Source organism: Flavobacterium johnsoniae UW101 (genome assembly GCF_000016645.1).
Lineage (GTDB): Bacteria > Bacteroidota > Bacteroidia > Flavobacteriales > Flavobacteriaceae > Flavobacterium > Flavobacterium johnsoniae.
Window position 1 is genome coordinate 5,415,381 of sequence record NC_009441.1, and the last position, 21,519, is coordinate 5,436,899.

Annotated in this window: 13 protein-coding genes; 5 read left to right on the plus strand and 8 right to left on the minus strand. The window is 34.5% G+C overall.

The genetic code is table 11. The features are described 5' to 3' along the window. Window position 1: 1 nt before the first annotated feature. Window positions 2–3,391 carry a SusC/RagA family TonB-linked outer membrane protein gene (locus FJOH_RS23205; protein ID WP_012026456.1) on the minus strand — a complete coding sequence of 1,130 codons (3,390 nt, stop codon included), beginning with the start codon at window positions 3,389–3,391 and terminating at the stop codon, window positions 2–4. A 499-nt stretch (window positions 3,392–3,890) separates the two neighbouring features. On the opposite strand from FJOH_RS23205, the gene FJOH_RS23210 reads away from it, so the two are divergent. After that, window positions 3,891–4,718, plus strand: a complete 828-nt coding sequence (locus FJOH_RS23210) for a Ca2+-dependent phosphoinositide-specific phospholipase C (protein WP_012026457.1) — start codon at window positions 3,891–3,893, stop codon at window positions 4,716–4,718. Window positions 4,719–4,772: 54 nt separating this feature from the next. On the opposite strand, the gene FJOH_RS23215 is transcribed toward FJOH_RS23210, so the two are convergent. Then, window positions 4,773–7,148, minus strand: coding sequence for an outer membrane beta-barrel family protein (locus FJOH_RS23215; RefSeq protein WP_012026458.1), 2,376 nt, complete (start codon window positions 7,146–7,148; stop codon window positions 4,773–4,775). Window positions 7,149–7,272: 124 nt separating this feature from the next. Between FJOH_RS23215 and FJOH_RS23220 the strand changes: the two genes are divergently transcribed. The 3 genes from FJOH_RS23220 (at window position 7,273) to FJOH_RS23230 (ending at window position 10,034) form a co-directional block, all read left to right on the plus strand. Beyond that, on the plus strand, window positions 7,273–8,919 hold the full coding sequence (locus tag FJOH_RS23220; RefSeq protein ID WP_235023043.1) for a histidine kinase: 1,647 nt from the start codon (window positions 7,273–7,275) through the stop codon (window positions 8,917–8,919). Beyond that, window positions 8,916–9,611 (plus strand): LytR/AlgR family response regulator transcription factor, encoded by a 696-nt coding sequence (locus FJOH_RS23225; protein ID WP_012026460.1) that lies wholly within the window; start codon window positions 8,916–8,918, stop codon window positions 9,609–9,611. Before FJOH_RS23220 ends, FJOH_RS23225 begins: the two co-directional genes overlap by 4 nt. 141 nt (window positions 9,612–9,752) lie before the next feature. Then, the gene (locus FJOH_RS23230; protein ID WP_012026461.1) at window positions 9,753–10,034 is read left to right on the plus strand and encodes a hypothetical protein; all 282 of its coding nucleotides are present in this window, start codon (window positions 9,753–9,755) and stop codon (window positions 10,032–10,034) included. Between the two features lie 97 nt (window positions 10,035–10,131). On the opposite strand, the gene FJOH_RS23235 is transcribed toward FJOH_RS23230, so the two are convergent. The 6 genes from FJOH_RS23235 to FJOH_RS23260 form a co-directional block, all read right to left on the minus strand. Continuing rightward, window positions 10,132–11,670, minus strand: a complete 1,539-nt coding sequence (locus FJOH_RS23235) for a peroxidase, FMP-type (protein ID WP_012026462.1) — start codon at window positions 11,668–11,670, stop codon at window positions 10,132–10,134. A 53-nt stretch (window positions 11,671–11,723) separates the two neighbouring features. Beyond that, the gene (locus tag FJOH_RS23240) at window positions 11,724–13,481 is read right to left on the minus strand and encodes a flavin monoamine oxidase family protein (RefSeq protein WP_044048572.1); all 1,758 of its coding nucleotides are present in this window, start codon (window positions 13,479–13,481) and stop codon (window positions 11,724–11,726) included. 295 nt (window positions 13,482–13,776) lie between these two features. Next, window positions 13,777–15,201, minus strand: coding sequence for a SusD/RagB family nutrient-binding outer membrane lipoprotein (locus tag FJOH_RS23245; protein WP_012026464.1), 1,425 nt, complete (start codon window positions 15,199–15,201; stop codon window positions 13,777–13,779). A 12-nt stretch (window positions 15,202–15,213) separates the two neighbouring features. Further along, the gene (locus FJOH_RS23250) at window positions 15,214–18,390 is read right to left on the minus strand and encodes a SusC/RagA family TonB-linked outer membrane protein (protein WP_012026465.1); all 3,177 of its coding nucleotides are present in this window, start codon (window positions 18,388–18,390) and stop codon (window positions 15,214–15,216) included. 711 nt (window positions 18,391–19,101) lie between these two features. Then, complete coding sequence (locus FJOH_RS23255) at window positions 19,102–19,791, minus strand: SIMPL domain-containing protein (RefSeq protein ID WP_012026466.1); 690 nt, start codon at window positions 19,789–19,791, stop codon at window positions 19,102–19,104. 53 nt (window positions 19,792–19,844) lie between these two features. Further along, window positions 19,845–20,483: a rhomboid family intramembrane serine protease gene (locus FJOH_RS23260; RefSeq protein WP_012026467.1), complete on the minus strand. Its 639-nt coding sequence runs from the start codon at window positions 20,481–20,483 to the stop codon at window positions 19,845–19,847. A 112-nt stretch (window positions 20,484–20,595) separates the two neighbouring features. On the opposite strand from FJOH_RS23260, the gene FJOH_RS23265 reads away from it, so the two are divergent. Further along, window positions 20,596–21,471, plus strand: coding sequence for a lysophospholipid acyltransferase family protein (locus FJOH_RS23265; protein ID WP_012026468.1), 876 nt, complete (start codon window positions 20,596–20,598; stop codon window positions 21,469–21,471). Window positions 21,472–21,519 lie beyond the last annotated feature (48 nt).

Below are 21,519 nucleotides of genomic sequence, written 5' to 3' on the forward strand. Positions count from 1 at the left end.
TTTAAAGTTGGAAATTAAAACCTAAATTAAACTGTCTTGTAGCCAGTCCGCCTGTTTCTGGATCTCCGTAATATTTCCATTCTTTAGAAGCAGACCATGTTGCAACGTTTTGAACCGAAGCATAAATTTTTATACTTTTAATATGTACTTTATCTAAAATATCTTTAGGAAGCGTGTAAGCTAACGAAATGTTATCCAGACGAATAAAACTGCGGTCGTACAATCTTCCCGGCGCAACCGGAGTTCCAGCAGGTCCTTTAGCATCAAGACGCGCCCATTCATTAGTTGGGTTGTCAAGTGTCCAATACGGGTTTACATAAGGATTGAAGTTGAATTTATATAAACTCGCATCGTTGAAAGTATTCATATAATTTGAGTTAAGTGACTTTCCTCCCACATTAGAATACATACTGATACCCAAATCCCAATTTTTATAAATCTTGAAATCATTACGCAGCGACCATTGTACAGGAGAATTTGAGTTTCCTAAAAACTGTTTGTCTTTTTCATTATAAACTGCTTTTTTATAAGGGTTTCCATCTGCATCTACCGCATCTACATCATCTGCCGTATAGCTGTTGGCAACTTTTGGATCTCCAGGGCGCTGTCCGTATTTTTGAGCCTCTTTCCATTCATCTTTCTGCCAGATTCCAGTTATTCTATAATCCCAAATTTGAGTAATTGATTTTCCTATAAACCATCCATTTGCAGAATCATTTCCTTCTTGTCTTCCAATAACATTACCGTTTTCATCTTTAATGTCTACCATATTGCCATACAATGACACAATTTTGTTCTCGTTGTAAGATATTCCAAATGTAGTACGCCATTCAAAATTTTCTCTTTTCATATTAAGCGTATTAAGACTCAACTCAATACCTTGATTTTGAACTTCTCCAAGATTGGTAGCAATTGATGAAAATCCTGTAAAACCAGGTAATGACTGACTCATAATCATATCACGTGTAGAGGCTCTGTAAGCATCTACAGTAGCAGTAATACGGTCATTTAAGAAACCTAAATCAAGACCAATGTTTGTTGATGTTGTTTTTTCCCATTCCAGATTTGGATTTGCCATACGGTCAAGCGCTAAATATTTCAATTCAAGTGCTTTTCCAGAAGGATCTAAATACCCCATTGTTCCGGTATTTACAAGATTTGCCAAAGAAATGTACGGATCTGCAAGCGTTCTGTTTCCATTTTTACCCCAAGACAAACGCAATTTACCAGTACTCATAGCATCCCAGTTGAACCATTTTTCATTTTTAAAGTTCCATGCAACTCCAAAAGAAGGGAAAACTGCATAAGGATTTGAAGCTCCAAATGCCGAATATCCATCACGGCGAATAGTCGCTGTAAGCATATAACGATTATCAAACGAATAGAAAAGTCTTGCCATTAATGCATCTGCCGTTTCATGTGTATCGTTTGATCTAATTGCACTATTAGCCATTGTTGCCGTATTAACAAGGTGAAATCCCAGAGCATCTGAAGGCTGAATATTATAAGCATCCATTCCATCTGACCAAAAACGGCGTTCTTCAGCTTCCTGAACAAAAGTGGCTATAATATGATGTTTTTGAGCAATCGTATAATCCCATGTTAAGTTATTATTCAGATTATAATCAAATCTTGTTGAATTGTTTCTGTTTACACCTGTAGTAGCTGCAGGCCAGTTTGGGTTCTGCGTAGATCTGAAATAACGATCATGAAAAAACTGATAACGAGGAGCAATGTTAAAAGTGTAAGTAATACCTAAAGGCAGACTTACTTTAGCATTGAAAATGGTATTTAATGTTGTATATCCTGTCTCTTTTTCAATAAATTGACGCTCGTAGTAATAGTTATAATTTTGTCCTGAGACATTTTTTCCCATCGGCTGTCTTTCATAGTTGCCATTTGCATCTATAAAAGTTCCAAACGGGCTGGTTCTCATCATATTATTATCTCCGGGGTTTGTTCCTAAAGAAGGAGTTATATCTCCATCTGATCGATCCTGAAAATTAACGTTTAATCCAAGGTCTAGCCAGTCCGTAACTTTAGCATCAACTTTCATGTTAGAACGAGCTGATTTATAATCATTTCCAACAATCGCTCCTTCTGAAGTTAAATAACCAAAGGACATATAATAATTTACTCGGTCACCTGCACCGGAAATACTCAAATTATTATCATGATTAATTCCTGTTCTAAAAGAACTGTTACTCCAGTCGTGTGTTTTATCAGCCAGGAAATTTGCCATCAGCGAAGGATCAAAATTTAGTCCTAAACGGGCTCCCCAAACTTCTTTACTGCTTTTCCCGACTGTTTGAGCTGTTGGCTGATAAGCCAGCCATTGTGCTTCGGTAATGCCCCATTTTGATAAATCATTTGGATTTGAAAAATACCCCGGTCTGCCATTTGCAACTGTTCCTGTTATAAAGGCTTCGTATTGCCCTGTTGCAGTATTAACACCATACGTTTGGGCAGTTTCCCAGTCTTCACGATATTTTAAGTAGCCTTCTGGAGAATACACTTTACGATAGGCGCTTTTATTGCTGATCGTTGTGTTAGTAGTAAAACTAACCATAGGTTTACCTGTTTTACCTTTTTTAGTTGAAATAAGAATAACCCCAGCTGCTGCTCTCGATCCGTATACAGATGCTGCCGAAGCATCTTTTAAAATATCAAGCTGTGCAATATCGTCAGGATTAATTTCTGAAAGTTCACCATAAAACTGCATACCGTCTAAAATAATAAGCGGGTCATTATGAGGTCCGTATTTATCATCCTTATTATTACTGGCAGTATATACAGAAGTCTGACCACGAATTTGTATTCTCCCGCCTCCTTTTGCAGAAGGATCATACCCTACTCTTACTCCAGGAGTACCTCTTAAGATATCCTGAACCGTCTGCGGATTTTGGTTTACTAATTTATCAGGTGAAACCTGAACAATTGCTCCCGTTAAATCCTTTTTCTTCATTTTACCATAACCTACTACAACTACCTCATCTAATGAAGTTGTTGCTTTTTGCATTTTTACAGTAATTGAAGTTTTACCTTTTAGGCTGACTTCGGCAGTCGTATAACCTAAAAAAGATATTAGTAATACAGAATTAGGATTCTCTACTTTTAAAGAAAACTTTCCGTCAAAATCTGTTAAAGCAGCATTTTTACTTCCTTTTTCTAAAACAGTAACTCCCGGCAATGGCATACCATTTTCGTCATTTACCTGTCCTTTAATTTCTGTTTGAAGTACATTTGAAGATACAGTTGTACTTGTAGAACTAATGGCGTATCCAGAAACCTGAAATAAAGAAAACAATAGCGATAATATCATCATTTTCTTTTTCAAATTAAATTCAGATACACAATTAGAATCTTTTTTAATCCTAAAGTGATTTTTCATTTTTGGTTTGAAATTTTGGTTATTGATAGTTAGTTTTGGAAATCATTATTGCGCTGGCTGTCACATTATGATTTCACCGCAAATTTGATTTAAAGCAGGGATATTAAAATACGTTTTTGGGTATACTAAAGTCTTAAAAATACATTAAACGCAGTATTTTAGTATTAAAAAAACATATTAACCAAAAAAGACGGTAAATAATAGATATTTGATTAAACCGAATGAATTACTAACGCTCTTCTTTAAAATTGAACTAAAAAAACCCGCTTCTTATTTTCTGCCAAACTCCTCTTTCAAAATCTTAAGAAAATTGTCGGGTTTCATAACAAAAAAATGGTGCTTTACAACATTTTTTTTAACCAGCGAAACGAAAAATAGTAGTTTTAAGCTATAGAAATCTAAAGAAGTTATGCCCGCTTTGATTAAGTCGGCAGCAAGATGCTTATCTCTCGAACTTCATTCCTCTTTATTATTTTATTAACCCCTAAATAAAAAAACTATGGAACTAAAAGATCGTCTTTATAATCAAATTCAAATTAAGGCTTCACATAACAGTTATGTTGATGCATTGCCGGCTCTGCCTACTCAATTATTGTTTGATCCAAATGATCCTGCAAAAGATGGATGCTTGGGACTCGAACTCGACATTTGGAGGCATTCCTCAAAATATGTTCCGTATAGCTCTATACAGGAAGGATATTTTACTGTAAGTCATTCAAATGGACGTCAAACCAAATTGAAATATTTTCTTGACATTCTAAAAACCTGGCACGAAGCCAATAAATTACATTACCCGGTTTTTGTTACTATAGACATAAAAAGTAAATTCGGAGGATATGCCAGATTTCATGAAGAAATCGATACGTATTTGCAGCAGTATTTTGGAGATGATAAAATCTTTATGCCAAATGCTATGATGCCAGATAGAAAAGCAGGATTATATGATAATGCCAGAGTTTACGGCTGGCATAAAATTGGTGATATGTTAGGCAAATTTATTTTTTGCCTGAGCGGAAACAAGGGATGGAAAAAAAGATACTCTAATACTGATATTTTAGACCGACGCTGTTTTAGTGATATAGATATTGATGATGAAAAGGATATTAATAATATTGTTGTTTATAATATGTCAAAATCAAAAGGTTTAAAGTATTCTTACAGAGGACCTTCAACCCGCATTACGCGTGTGTACGATGTTGACAAAGAGAAAGACTGGAATGATATTTTAAGATTCAATCATTCAGTAATAGCAACAAATAAAGTCAATGATACTAAATGGGCAAAGGTTAATAACACCTCTCCTATAAATGTTAAAACAGGAGTTTAACTAAATAAAAAACATGCTTAATTTTTTAAGCATGTTTTTTATAAACCTGAAAGATTAATTGCGATTCGCGTTATTTGCTTGTCTAATTCCTTTTGGATCTGTTAAGTTAAAACGATACACAAAACTAAGTCTGTAGCGTGCCGCATTAGGTATGCTATTCACATTTAGATAATAATTGTCACCAATTGTAGTGCTTTTGTTTTGACGCAGATCAAATGCATTTGTAACATCAAATACAATAGTCGCTTTATCTTTCAATAAAACTTTACTTAACCCAAAATCAAGCGATTGCAGGGGATCATTTTTGGTTTGTGCATTTTGCTGCGCTCCGCGAAAATTGTAACGTCCCTGAAAACTAAATTTTGCAGGCAGTTTAATCTGTGTGTTTAAACGTCCGGTAAAAGTCTTTCCTTCATAATTAAGGTCTTCATCCTGATAACTTCCTTTTTGTTTAAAATGATAAAAATTCATTTCCATATTTACCTGAAGCCATTTTGCAGGATTATATAAGGTTGAAAGTTCAATACCGCTTCGTATTTCATGTTGAATATTAATGGGTGTTGTATAAAAAATATTGTTTTCACGATAGGTAAAATCTTGTATATAACCGCTTTCCCACTGGTAATAAACAGACGGATTTAAAGTAAATTTTTTCCATGTTTTAAGAAAAGCCAGCTCAAAAACATCTGTATAAGATGGATTAAGATCTGGATTTCCAACATATTGTGCATTTAAATCTGTTACTTCATTAAAAGGATATAAAGCATATAAAGGCGGACGATTGATGCGCTTACTGTAATTTAACTGTAAAGTTGATGCATCAAACTTATAGCTCAAATTAACGCTAGGAAATAGTCTATTATAATTTTTATCATCACTATATGTGTTTTTACTATCTGTAATCGAAATTTTGGTAAACTCTGTTCGCAGTCCAAACATATAGCTGAATCGTTTAATTTTACTGCTGTATTGTGCATATCCGCTGGCAATTGTTTCTGTATACTTTAAGTCGTTATCAATATTTTGATAGATTTTCCAAATATCATCTTCTTGCTGTTCTGCCAAAAATTGACTGGAAACTTTACGTATCTCCGTTTTAACACCAACTTCAAATGTCGAAATTGTATCTATCGGCTGTACAAAATCACTCTGAACGAGCAGATCTTTACTATTTCCTACTGAATTAGTCCGAATACCGGGATAAGCCAATGTTTCTGGATACAAACGCTGTGTCGAAAGATTCCAGTTTTTATCGCTGTTCCACCAATCATACTGAACATCAATTGTCCATTTTTTTGCCGGACGTTTAAAAGTCTGGGTATAATTAAATTCTAATTGGTTGTAATCTCTTTTTTCTAATGATTTTCCTTCTCTTGCTAAAACGCTGTCTTTTACATTTTCGGCCTGACTGTAATTGTATAATAAATGAGTTTTATCATCATCTTCTGTAGCATTTTTTAAAAACGCAGCTGTAATAGTTCGATGTTCATCTATATAATAATCGGCTCCAAAATACATTAATTTTCCATCGTCATGACGATCCTCGTTTTGCACTCGGTTTAAATAATTTGATTTACCATTATCTGTAGTAGTCTGGTTTGTGGTATATAAACCAACATAGTCCGAAGAACGTATCCCAAAATTTGAAAAAATATTGATTTTATCTGATTTAAAATTGATGCTTGGATTTAAACGGCTGTCATTTGGAGATCCGGCCACTAATCGAACCTGACCGCTAAAACCGCTTTTTTTGTTTCGCTTTAAAATAATATTAATAATCCCTGCCGAACCGGAAGCATCATATCGAGATGAAGGATTGGTTATTACCTCAATACGTTCAATTTGATCGGCTGCAATTTGGTCAAGGGCATTATTTTGTGTTAAACCAGATTGTCTTCCGTTAATTAACACCAGAACACTGCTGTTGCCACGAAGACTTACACCGCCAGTCGGACTAACAGTTACAGAGGGAACGCTATTTAAAACATCATGTGCAGAACCATTCTGCGAAAGCACATCTTTACCAACTTCAAAAACTTTTTTATCAAGTTTTAAGCTCACACTCGATTTTTGTCCCGTAATTTCAACGGCATTTAATTGTACTGCATCGGTATGTAAATCAATTGTGCCTAATTCAATTTTTGGCCTGCCCGAAATGATTTCAAATGTTCGGCTGTAATTTTGATATCCAATGTAACTAAAAGTGATTGTCATTTTGCCATTTGGCAGTTTTTCAAAAACAAAATCACCTTTATCATCCGTTACACCAACTGCCAATGTTTTTAATGTGCTGTCTTGTATTGACACTGTTGCATAAGGAATTGCTTCTTTATTTGCATTATCCTGAACTTTACCCGAAACAACTGTTTGCTGTGAAAGGCCAAGCATAGGAATTAATAAAATTAAAATACTGGTTATTACTGTTTTCATGTTTATTGGTTTTATGATACAAGATTACTTTATAAAACAAACCAGTGTTCTTTAAAACATTCAAACGGCTCTAAGAGCTTTTGAAATGCACTTCGCAATTCGATATTTATTTTATCTTTATCTTATGTATAGATCAGCTTTTTTTACCATTTTTTTAGTGCTATTGTTTACATCATGTAAGCAGTATACGGAGTTCGTCAAATCTGATGTAACCTATTATAAAGATGACGATAAACCACATGATTATCTGGGTTCATCACCAGATTCTATATTTAAGGTTAATATTGATGTTGATCTTTACAAACGAGAAAATCCCTCTGCTCCGCTGGGACTGCAGATTAATGCTTTTGGTGCTTTTGACGTTTATTGGGACGGTGTATTAGTGGGAAGCAACGGTAAAATGGCAAAATCTGGTCAGAGCGAAGTACCGGGAACAGAAATGAGCTATTACCAAATACCCGAAAAACTGGCTGGTAAAGGCAAACATATTGTAACCATAACAGGAACACAAATGCAGCTTAGAGAAACCCTGCGCGGCATAGATGTAAAACTCGAAAGTTATTTAAGGCTGCACCGCGCACCGCTTATTGTTATGTCTTTTATGAACCTCATGGCTGGGGCTTTTCTCATTGCATCAATTTATTATTTTTTTCTATACATCAACAGCACTCGAAAAGAAGCAACAGTTTTGCTTTTCGGAATAATCTGTCTGCTCTTTTTCTGTCTGCTTATTATAGAATACATAAAATTTTATATCGATATTCCGTATACACACTTTTATACACGGCTGCAAATTGTAGGCTTGCTTACTTTTATAATTTCCATATTGGTTCCGTGGTATTTTATGCTGCAGTTTGGCTTTAAAAGAAAGCGGTTATTTCTATTTCTTTTGTTTGCAGGTCTTGTAATAATCTATGTTAAACATTACGGACATTACGACAAAACAGCCATATATTTTAGCTATGTAATGTGCTTTGTCTCTATTATTATTGCAGCCGATGCGGCATTTCGAAAAATTAAAGGCGGAGTAATAGTAGTTGCGGGTTTATTGGCCAGCATTGTGGTAAATAAGTTTATATTTTATGATTTTGGATTGTTTATCTCTTTTACCATTATCGTATTGTCAATGCTTTACCTGCATACCATTAAAACTAAAGCTTTAGAAGAAGCTCATAATGCATCGTTATTACTTTCGTCCAGATTACAGCTTGAACTTGTTAAGAAAAATATTCAGCCTCATTTTCTTCGCAATACCCTTACTTCTCTAATTGACTGGATCGAAGAATCGCCGCAACAGGGCGTTGTGTTTATTCGGGCGCTGGCAGATGAATTTGATATTATGAATTCAATTTCTGAAGATACCTTAATACCTGTAAGGCAGGAGATTGAATTATGCAAAAAACATTTAGAAGTAATGTCTTTTAGAAAAGAATTGAATTACAAATGGGAAGAAAAAAATATTGATGAAAATGAAGAAATTCCGCCTGCTATTATTCACACCATTATAGAAAATGGCATTACACACAGTTTACCTTCAAAAGACGGTTCAATTACTTTCTGTTTAAGTTTTATAAGAGAAAAAAAATACAAACAATATACTTTGCTTACCGTGGCAAAAAATCGAAATAAAAAGAAAAGCGACCTCAGCGGAACAGGTTTTAAATATATAAAGGCCCGATTAAATGAAAGTTATGGCAATAACTGGCAGTTTGATTCTTTTGCTGTTGAAGAAGGATGGCTCACAGAAATTAAAATTTTTGATACAAAATGAAAATTCTAATTATTGAAGACGAAGCGAGAATTGCAAAACGAATCGAAAGAATGACCAGAGGTTTTTTTAATAAAGATGTCCAGATTTTTCTTTCTGATTCGGTTGAAAACGGTTTAAATACAATTAATCAAAATGAAATTGATTTATTGCTTCTGGATTTAAACCTAAATGGTGAAGATGGATTTGATGTCCTGCAGACTGTTGTATCAAAATCTTTTCAAACCATTATTATTTCAGCATATACAGACAAAGCTATTACTGCATTTAATTACGGCGTTTTAGATTTTGTACCCAAACCATTTGACGAAAACAGACTCGCACAAGCTTTTACCCGTTATACAACACCAGAAAGAAAAGCCAGCAGTGAAATTCAGTTTTTAGCTGTAAAAAAAGCAAAAACTATTAAACTCATTACTATTACAGATATTAAATACATAAAAGGCGCAGGCATTTATACAGAATTGCATTTACATGACGGCCGTATAGAATTACATGACAAATCGCTTGAATCACTGGAAAAACTGCTGCCAATAACTTTTGAACGAATACACAAATCATACATTCTCTGCTGGAATGAAGCAGAAAAGCTCGTTGTAGAAGCCGGAGGCCGATATCAGATGTTACTAAAAAATGGAGAAATACTACCTGTAGGCCGTTCTAAATATAAAGAAATCAAATATAAATTGATATAGAAAGTCATCTTCTAAAATGAGAATTAAGCAATTCATTTTAATAATTATATAAATCAGCAGAAATAAAAAGTTTTACTTTTAAATAATTCTAATTGAGAAAATTAGATAAAACTCAGTCTATTAATTTAAAACTTATATATTATGATTTCTGACAATTACTATTATAATTCTGAAGAATATTCAGGAGATATAACCGCTTACGAAGAACAGCTTTTATTGAATTATGATGATTATCTGCAGGGAAATCTTTCCAGTACACTATCAGCCAATAATCATTACAATCTTGAGTTAGACGATTTAGAAGATGAATTTCTTGAGGATGATATGGAGTCAGAATACGACGAAAATGATTGGGAAGAAGAGGAAGCAGAAAATTTTGAGGAAGATGATACTGCAGATGAAACTTTCTTAATGCAAAGTTGAATGTGGATAGACAAATACTGGTAAAGCCGATGAGTTGTTCATCGGCTTTTCTTTTTCTTGTGTTTTTTTGTTTCTGAATTATTTCTCCAGAATAATTTTAACCTTTATGATAAGGACATCCTGAAGCAGGAGATTCTATTTTATGAGAAGATGGAAACTGTTCTTCCATTAATTGTCTCTGTTCTGGCGAAACATCTTCGATTTTACGAAGTGTATTTACTTGTATATGAGGCCAGCTTGTTGTACCGCCGTCATCTCCAAAATCAAATTCAAAAAATATGATCTGCTCGTATTGCAGCTGCAGAATTTCTTTTCCATTTTCTTCAACAGTTTCAATCCACATTCGCATGTTCATTTCAACTGTAGTAACAAAACGATTTACAAACGGAACATTTAATATTCCGCCTTGTGCTCCCGTTTTATTTTTAGATGACATCTGAATAAGCACGTGATTTTTTATAGTTTCTCCTTTTAAAGAATCACGCAGTCTTAAGTCCGGTCTTACTGAATACGGATATAACGGATGTGCCAGAATTCGCTGTGTATAAATCCTGTTTTCCTGAGGGTCATTATCCTTGTTAAGCTTTTCAAACACCCATGCAGGCGGAGCTTCATCAAGATTTATAGGCTCTTTTTTACTTGCTCCTGCCCCTCCCATAGTTTTTGAAATAGAAAGGTGATCGTATTCCCACGCTTCATTACCTTCTGGAAATTCAGGTGCTGTATTAATTAAATAACCTGACTTGCCTCTAGTTAGATCTCCTAACAATGTTATGGTGCTTCCGTGCGGAATTACGCCGCTTCGTGAAATAGAATAGTCGGGTATAAAATAAGGTCCTGTCTGCCCTGCTCCCGGTTTTAACTCTTTAGCAGGAACAATCGAAAGATAAGGTCTTCCTTTTAAATTTTCGAGAGTTACATATTCTTTTTCACCTAAATCATTTATAATCAAGAAAACCGTTTCGTCCTGATAACCGCTTTTATATAAATCTCTATTAGGAGCATTTGGTTCTAATGCATGTATGCCTCGGTCCTCTTCAATTGTTTTTTCTGTGGCAGCATAATTAAATATATCGCTCAGCCACAAATACATTCCGTTTTCTTCATGAATTGGCGTATATTTTAAAGCTGATTCTCCCGGCACAGCATTTACACTTTTAATACTCTGTTCATATTTAACAGCACCGCAAAACTGCTCGTTTGCACCGCCGCGATTGCGAACCCCGCCAGGAACTAAATCAAATGTCAGTTTTTCGATATATTCTTCACATTCAAAACTAAATTTTCCGGGAATCGTTCCTGCATTAGTGCCCGGCGAAGGCATAATTGTAGTGTGTATACCGCTTCCTATTAATTCTCTTGAACCATTTCCATTATGATTATAGCTTACCCAGGTTCCTTGTAATGCTCTTAAAATACCATAATCTACATTGTCTAGAATTTTCTGCAGATTGCTTTCATGAAAAGGCCTGATTGGAGTTTCAATTTGAACTTTTGAATATCCTTTCATCATACTCGCCAATATACCATCGGTTTCGGGAGCTCCTTTAAATGATATTTCATTTTGATTTGAATCTATGTTTGCATCTAAATGAGTTAAATTTAACTCATCATCAAAGCCGTTACGTTTTAACATACTATTACTTTTTTAAATTAATGATTTGAATTACTAACAAAAAACTTCTCCTTTTACCATCCTAAATAGTAATTGTCAGGAAGCCAGAACGGACGTTTCAGCCCAAAATAATCCTGCAGCATTTTCTCTGCCTCACAAAATGCTCCTTCAACCCAGCCCTGCTGATCTGAGTATGCTTCACCGCAAATATGAATCTGTTCATCATGTTTTGGTTTTCTCATATATTTCATGACATCTCCAACAGAAAATCCTGCTTTCCACGCATGATATCCTGCTCCAAAAGGCTCATCTGTCCAGTCTTTAAAATAGGTTACATAAGGTTCTGGTATGGTTACATCTTTACCATGCAGTTCGCGAAGCTGATTCATCAATTCGTCTACCATAAGTTTTGTTGCCTGAACATCATTTAACTGGTGAAGCTCTTTTAACGAAGCCGATTTAGCCGCTTTAACTTCAAAAAGTACTTTATCATCAGAAAGCGCTTTCCAGAATGTTTCGGTTTCCATATCGCCGTAGCTTCCTAAAAGCATGGAGTTTTTCGTTTTTTTATCGGTTCCAAAGTAGTAGCATTGTCTCATTGGTAAATCGGTAATCGAATGTCCTGAATCTATTCCTAATTCTTTCCACCACGGATATTCAAAGCCCATTAATATTTTGAAAGCCGGCTCCATAATAACAGAACGGATATTTTCATTTAAAACCGAATTTTCATTCACATTGAAAAAGAAATTGTTCTGGTCTAAAAGTTCTAAAGATTTTCTCGGCATAGCCAAAACAATTGAATTAGCATATACATGCCATTTGCTGTTGGTTTTTATATTTAGAAAAGTAAGCTGGTATTTATGTGTTTTTACAGAATGTTCTTTGGTAAAAGTCTCTAATTTGTTTTCTGACCAAATGCACGCACCTTTGTGTTCCATATAAGAATTGGCAACTGCATAAGCAATACTGTCGTAACCTTCTTCAATGGTTTTATAAATTGTTCCTGCAGTAAAATCGCCCACCATATAAGGAAAAGCTTCGGCAGAATTCCAGTTGATGGTATTTGAATAATAACCTCCCGCATTGGCTAAAAACTCATATCCTTCCTGCGAAACCTGATCTTTAATTAAATTCCAGAAACCCAGATCGTTTACTTTTCTTTTATCATAAGGAGATTTTGGAAAATTGTAAACCAGTCTTGGTTTGATTTCATCCCAATCTTCACTGGTTAATTCAAAAGTATAGTCGTATACATTATGTCCTTTTTTGATTTTCTTTTGGTATTTTTTAGCAACCCAGGGATCTGCCATTAAAACATCATAAATAATTTTATTAAAAAGCTGGTCTGAACTAAAGCCTAAATCAGTCTCATTAAGATAATATCTCGTTGGCAGTTTTTTACCTTTTTTCTGAGCTTCATCCCACGCATCTTGTTTAAAACGTTCTTTTCTAAGATACATTAGTAATTTTGACGACTTGCCCATTGGAAACGGAACCGGTGTCATTTTATCTTTTAAAACAGGAATACGTTTTTTAGGATCTTTTGGAGATATATAACCTTCAATTAAAGTAGTTACGATTTCCTGAGAAGTCAGATAGCGCATTCCTCCTAACTCGCCCCAGAAATCCATTCCCGGCATAATAACAGATTCCAGTCTTCCGCCCAGTTTACTGCTCAGGTCAAAAATCTGCACCTGATCTGCGGTATATTTTTTATCTGTTACCAAACGATATGCGGTGTATAATCCGGAAGTTCCGGCACCAATAATAGCAGTTTCTATTTTTAAATCAGGCTGAATTCCTGAATTTAAAGGTGTGTTTTTATTCATAGTTTTGTGGTTTATAGCAGTTTTGGGATATACATTTAGACAATACATGAACATTGTCATGCGTCTAAATTATTGCAGATACAAAATCGATTATCAAAAAATGACACAAAGCGGAAATTATTGGTCACAAAACATGCTTTATACAGGATGAAAAATTGAAGCAGAAAAAATGCGCAAATTCAGAGAGATTTGTGCATTTCTAATTGCTGTTTTGCAGTAAAACAAAAAAGGCTGCCTCACGAATTGTGAGACAGCCTTTTTATATATTCAGCTTAAAAATTAGTTCTAATGCAGATTATTTTACATCAAACCATAATTTTGTAGTCAGTAAATCTTTTCCCTGAGCTTCTATCGCCGCCTGGTAGCTTACACCATTTAGTGACTGCTCTGTACCCGGATAGAAAAAACGAGAAGGAATTTTTCCGTCTAAAACGGTAGCCGGCCCCGCTGTTAATACTGGATAATCTAATCTTCTCCATTCTGTAAAAGCATCTAAACCTTGTCCGAAGAAAGCAATCCATTTTTGAGTACCAATTGATTTAGCATAATTAGCCGCATCGTACTTCACGTTTGCCTGATTCAAATAATTAGAAATAACTGTTGCATCAGTAATTCCAAATTGATTGAAAGATGCCGTAATTGCATTTTTATAAAGCTGTTCTGCATCTCCAGAAATATAACCTCTAGCTGCAGCTTCAGCAAGATTGAACAATACTTCAGAGTAAGAATAAATTACCGCCGGTGATGTTGATGTCAGAAAATAAGTTCCTGGTTTTGATGTTTTGGCAAAACCCTGGCTGTTGGCATCACTGTTTGATAATCCGTTACCGCCGCCAACGTATGTACCAACACTTGCATCTGATGGCAATTGTGCATAAACCGGTAAACGCGGATCTGAAAATTCTTTTAATTTATCTACCATAGTTTTTGAAATACGGAAATCATCACGAGTTTCAAACCAGGCTGATGCAGGGTTTTGTTGAGGCGAGCTGATGTAAGTAAACTTAAATGTATCTGCATTACTGGCTAATACTCCAGCCGCATCACTTGTTGCATCAATAGCCGCTTGTTTAGCTAAAACCGGTTCTCTGTCTGAAATTCTTAATGCAATTCTCAGACGAAGTGAATTCACAAATCTTTTCCATTTTACAACATCTCCCTTGTAAACTAAATCTCCAGTTACAGTACCATTTGCTGCTCCTAACAAAGATTGGGCTTTTTTTAAATCTTCAAGCAGACCTGTGTACACATCTTTTTGACTATCGTATGCTGGTGTTACTTTTTGACCTGCTTCTTTGTACGGAATATTTCCGTAAGCATCTGTTAACAATAAAAATGTCCATGAACGCAAAGCAATAGCAATTCCTTTATAATTTGAATTGGCCTGAGCATCCGGGAAATTAATAATGGTATTCAAGTCTGTAATCAAGGTTGCATAACCTGTATTCCATAAAGAAGTAAAAGACGTGTTCGAAACATCATATCTGTCTGGCTCAGTGTATTGAATTTTAGCCCAATGCTGTACAAATAGTAAAGACGAGTTAAAATTATTAGCATCTCCCCAATATAAGTCAGCTCCTTGTTTTAAAGTTCCTGTTAACAAGTAAGGTGCCAATGGTGTTTCAGTTGCATTTGGATTTTTGTTGATATCATCCAGCGTATCGCTGCAAGAGGTCAACGTTAATGCAAATAGAGTTATATAGGCTATTTTTTTTAGCATGATTCTGTATTTTTAGAATTTAAGATTAACATTAAGGCTGAAATTTCTAGTTGTTGGTAAAGCTAAACTCTCCAAACCTTGTGCATTTCCAGTATTGAAAGCCGTTTCAGGATCAATATTTGGTGCATCTTTGTAGATAAAGAAAAGGTTACGTCCTACTGCAGTAATACTTGCCCCTTCTAATCCTAGTTTTTTAGCAAATGACTTGTTGAAATTGTAAGCCAGTTTAATTTCTCTCATTTTTACAAAAGTTGAGCTGTAAATGTAAGCTTCACTAATGTTGTATGATGCTTTGTAATATTCCTGCGCACTGATTATAGTAGTGTTTGGAGTTCCATTATCGTAAACTCCGTTAAAAACCATACCGTCATCATAAACTGCTGCTCCGCCTGGTGCTGCTCCGTTTACTAAAGTTTTTGTAGTACCATTTAAATAGTAGCTCAAACCGCCATTTTCAGCACCACGTCCCGGAAGCGTTGAAGCCAACACACCTGTATAAGTTCCGGTTCTGTTAGTTCCTGAGAAAATTTCACCACCTACACTTGCATCAACAAGAAACGATAATTCAAGATTTTTATAAGTCAAAGTATTAGTAACACCAGCTAAATAATCTGGAGTATAGTGTCCTAAAACTCTTTTCGTTGGATCAGCTTTTGGTAATCCGTTTGCTCCTACTACAATGTTACCGCTTGCATCACGAAGGTAAGCTGTTCCGTAAAGTGCACCATAAGCTTGTCCTACAGATGCTAATACATCAACACCGCCTGATGAACCAATTGTATAGTTTTGGATTTGTTTTGCATAATCTAAAATCTCTACTTTACTTCTGTTTCTAGAATAATTGGCTCCAATATTCCATTTGAAATTTTCAGTCTGAACCGGAGTTCCGTCTAATTGAATTTCTATACCATTATTGTTGACTTTTCCAGCATTGATTAACTGAGAGTTATATCCGCTTGAAGCTGTTGTTTTAATCTCCAAAATCTGGTCGAAACTGTTTGTATTATAATAAGCAAAATCAAAGTGAAGTCTGTTTTTAAAGAAAGAAGCTTCTAAACCAACTTCAGTTGAACGAGTTGTTTCTGGTTTTAAGTTTTCATTCAATTTCTTTTGTGAAGAAGTCTGAATTGGATTTCCGTCAAATGCAGTCTGGAAATTATAAACTGTAGACAATTGATAAGGGTCTGCATCATTACCAACTTCAGACCATCCACCGCGTAATTTTAAGAAATCAAGTGTATTGCTTTTTAATTTTAAAGCCTCAGATAATATTAAACTACCATTAATAGATGGGTAAAAATAAGAACGGTTACTGCTTGGTAATGTAGATGACCAGTCATTACGAGCTGTAAGGTTTAAATAAGCATAGTTTTTATATCCAAATTGTGCCGAAGCATACGCACTGTAAACTCTTAATCTTGACAATGTATTTGATGATGTCAATGGATCTCTTGAATTCGTCAAAGTGTACAAATCAGGTACAGCTAAACGTGGTGCTTTTTGATAATTGTTTGCATCGCTGTGGTTACGAATATTAAAACCGGCAAGAGCATCTACAGTAAAATCATCATTAAGTTTTTTAGTATAAGTAAAAATACCTTCAGTATTCTGCTCATTTACAGTGTAAGCATCTTCTGCATAAGAACCAAAAGGCGTTCCGTTTGTACCGTATTTGATAGTGTATTTTCTTCTGTCATTATAGTAATCAACTCCTGTACGGAATTTAAAGTTAAGACCTTCAGCTAATTTTGCATCCAAATGCACATCACCAATAATACGGTTACGCTGCTGGCTTGTAGTATTGTAATAAGCATTCCAGTAAGGGTTGCTGTAGTAACTGTTGTTCCAGTTAACATCTCTGTTATTTCGAAGCTGATTGATATCAACCTGACGTCCGAACCAAAGGAACTGAAGCATTACACCAGCCGCACGGTTTCCAGATGGACCACCTGGTAAAGCCGGAGCATTAGTTGTAATATAATTAGCTGTAGCACCAACTCTAATACCTTTTGAAATCTGGTAATTAGTATTAATCGTAAAGTTTGTTTTGTTTACTTCACTATTTGGCACTGTTCCTAATTGTTTTTGATTGTTTACTCCTAAACGAAAATCTGATTTTTCATCTGATCTCGCTACAGAAATACTATTGTCATACGTAACACCAGTATTAAAGAAGTCTTTCACATTATTTGGATGAGCCACAAAAGGTACAGCTTCACCATTTGAGTAGAATTGAGGAATCAAACGTCCATCCAATCTTGGTCCCCAGCTTTCGTCAACTCCATCATTTACGCCGCCTCCTTTTCCGTCAACAAAACTAAATCTTCCGTTAGAACCTTGTCCGTATGAATTTTGAAAACTTGGTAAAGTAGCTACCTGAGAGATTGTAATACCAGAACTAAAGGTAATTCCAAGTCCCTTTTGGCTTTTTCCAGATTTTGTAGTAATAAGTACAACACCATGCGCCGCACGCGATCCGTAAAGTGCCGCTGCGTTAGGACCTTTCAATACTGTTAACGTTTCAATATCATTCGGATTTAAATCGGCAATTGCATTTTTAAAATCACGAGTTGCTCCTCCAACACTTCCTAACTGTGAGTTGTCTACAGGAACTCCGTCTACAACAAATAAAGGCTGGTTGTTTCCTGCAATAGAAGTTTCTCCACGAATAATAATACGTGAAGATCCCATATCTCCCTGAGAGTTTGTAATACGCACCCCGGCTAATTTACCACTAAGACTGTTTAAAAAGTTAGTTTCTTTTGTATCAGCAATATCTTTGTTTTTAAGTGCCTGAGTAGTGTATCCTAAAGATTTCTTTTCTTTTGAAATACCAAGTGCCGTAACCACAACTTCTGATAATTGATTTTGTTCTTCAGTAAGTTCAATAACAACCGGATTATCATTAACTACAACTTCCGCTTTTTTGTAACCTAAATAGCTTACTATTACAGTATAAGGAAATTTTTGTCCTGTTTGAAAGAAAAATTTACCGTCAAAATCTGTTTGAACACCATGTGTCGTGCCTTTAATAACAACAGAAGCACCAATAACAGGGTCTTTTGTAACAGCATCAACCACCGTTCCTACGAGTTTTGACTGGATCAACGGCTTGGTCTCCTGAGCGTTAATCCCTATGGAAATCAACAAAATACATAACCATGTATATCTATTTAATATTTTTTTCATTACTTTGTTTTAGTTTAATAAATCAAGGCAAGCAAACGGATATACTCCATTCCCGCTTTCCTTCTAAGAGATGTACAATTTCTTTAAGCTTCGCCATTTCTGCTGCAACAGAAATGGTTTTTTATTTATCTGCAACACATTCGTTTTTTCATTTTTCTTTTTATTTTGATTACTATTTATTTTGAATTGGCTTTTATACAATTTCAGCCCTAAAATGTAAGGCAGTGTTTTTACTAAAAATTGGTATGAATTTGTGATTGAAGAATTATTGACAGTGAAAATTCTTAACAGAAATTGCAAATTATCACTCGCCTGCTCAAAATTGAAATCTCTTTGAAGGCCTTTAATCTTTAACTTTTTTTAAACTCTACTAATTTGATAGAACAAAGATATATTTAAAAACAGTAATCAAAAAGTTTTAAGAGAACTTTTTGCAAAAAAAATGTTAACGAAATTGTTATAGTAATTATAAACACCTAAAAATAAGACAATTAAAAAACAAGTGTTTTTTGCACATCGTGTAAGATTTTTTTTAACTCAATGCGGAAAAATCAAAAATATAAAGTGTTTTAAAAAAAATAACGCCTAACTTCCAGACAGAAATTAGGCGTTATTTAAGAGTAAATCTTAAAAAAAATGAAGACAAAAAAAATCCAAATTCCTTAAAAATTGGAATTTGGATTTTTTAAAATATTTAGATATTTATAAGACTTAGTCTAAAACAAAACTCACGCTTACGTTAGCTGTAATTTCGATTTCTCCAATTGCAAGAGTTTGATTTGAAGCGCCAGAAGCATCCATCATTTCTGTTTTCATTGCAGCATACATTGGTCTTGGGTGGTAAACCTGAGAGTTATCAGAAATTGTAAATGCTTTACCTACTTTTTGACCTAAAACAGACACATATTCTTCTGCTTTTACTTTAGCATCTTTCATAGCAATTTTTCTTGCCTCAGACTGGTATTGTGCTAATTTTGAAGACTCAAAAGAAACATTATCAATACGGTTAATTCCTTGTTGCACCAAACCTTCCATCAACTCATCATATTTGTTTAAATCTTTTAATACGATTTCAACTGTTTGAGTGGCATTGTAGCTTGTTTTCTTTTTCTCGTAATCGTACTGCGGATTAAGAGCAACTTGTTTAGTTTTAAAATCTGTTGTTGGAACATTCATTTTTTTAATGAATTTTAAAACCGCATCCATTTTTTCGTCATTTTGTTTTTTGACGTCTTTAGCATTATTCCCTTTAGTTTCAACCGTAGCTGAAATACAAACCTGATCAGGGGCTACTTTTACTTTTCCTTCTCCATTAACGTTAATTAGAGGTATTTGTTTAATTTCCTGGCCGTAAGACATAGTCATAAACATGATTGTTAAAAATAATACTAATTTTTTCATTTTTTGTGATATTTAAGTTATTTGATAAAGGCATTTCAAAAGTTATGCCAGCATTATATTTTTCCTGATTTTGCCAATACAAAAAGTACAATAATTGGAATTGCCAGTAAAATGGTCATCAAACTATGATCTACAATTAATGAAGGTACTTTTATCAAAGTAATTAAGTATCCGCCAACTGCGCCTCCAAAATGCGCCGTATGACCAATATTGTCATTTTTGGCTTTCATTCCATAAATTGAATACAATAAATATAGAATTCCAAAAAGATAGGCTGGTATTGGAATAACAAAAAATATTCCCAGCATCATATCCGGATGCAGTAATATAGCCGAATACAAAACTCCGGTAACTGCTCCAGAAGCTCCAACTGCACGATAGCTGTAGTCATTTTTATGAAACAGCATAGTGAGCAGGCTTCCAAAAATCAGACTTCCGAAATAAACCAAAACAAAAGAAAAATTTCCGAGCGAATCAATAACAACAGGCGCAAAAAACCAAAGTGTAAGCATATTAAAAAATAAATGCATCATATCTGCATGCAAAAATCCAGATGTAAGCATTCTAATCTGTTCGCCGGCGCGAATACTTCCTACATGAAATTCAAATTTTCTAAAAAAAGCATAATCATTAAAACCTTTATAGCTTATAAGTACATTGGCTACTATAATTCCAATTAAAATGGTATTCATAAATAATATTTAATGTGAAATGTAAATATAGTCAATATCGAACATATCTTGATGAGAATCCAAAATATCGATCATTTCTCATTTTTGCTTTATATTTGTAAAAAAAATATACATGCAATTTCTCGTTTATATATTAGCCTACCCATTATTATGGCTGATCTCTATACTTCCATTCCGCTTATTTTATTTATTCTCTGACTTTGTTTACTTTTTAGTTTACAGAGTAATTGGGTATCGCAAAAAAGTTGTACGCGAAAATCTGGCTCTTACTTTACCGCATTTAAGTGATGCTGAAAGAAAAACAATCGAAAAGAAATTTTACCACCACATGTGCGATATGTTTTTGGAAATGGTAAAAACGATGAGTATTTCGCCGGAAGAAATGGAAAAAAGATTCCATGTAACGAATATCGAATTGGTACAGGATTATTATAAAAAAGGCAAAAGCGTTATTCTTGTAGCCTCTCACTATGCAAGTTATGAGTGGCTTTTAACCATAAATCCAAAATTAGGTTTTCAGGGCGTTGCGGTTTATAAAAGATTAGCCAATCGTTATTTTGATAAACTGATTAGAAAAATACGATCAAAATACAATACAGAAATGATCGAAACCAGACAAGCAATTCCAACAATGGCACAAAACCAGCGCAAAGGATTTGTAAGCATGTACGGTTTAGCAAGTGATCAATCGCCAAAACTGGACCGAATTTTTCATTCGATGAAATTTATGGGTATTGAAGTTCCTGTACATACAGGCGCCGAAATGCTGGCCAAAAAATACGATCTAAGCGTAATTATGGTAAAAGTTAAAAAAGTAGCCAGAGGTTATTATGAAGCAACTTTTCTAACCATTGCAGATGATCCTAAAGAATATGAAAATTTCGACATCACTGAAAAGTATTTAAAAGAAGTTGAAAAACAAATTTATGAAGCGCCAGAATATTATCTGTGGACTCATAAAAGATGGAAACATCGAGTAGAATCATAAAAAAACACCTCTTTCAAAAAATATGAAAGAGGTGTTTTTTTTACGTAT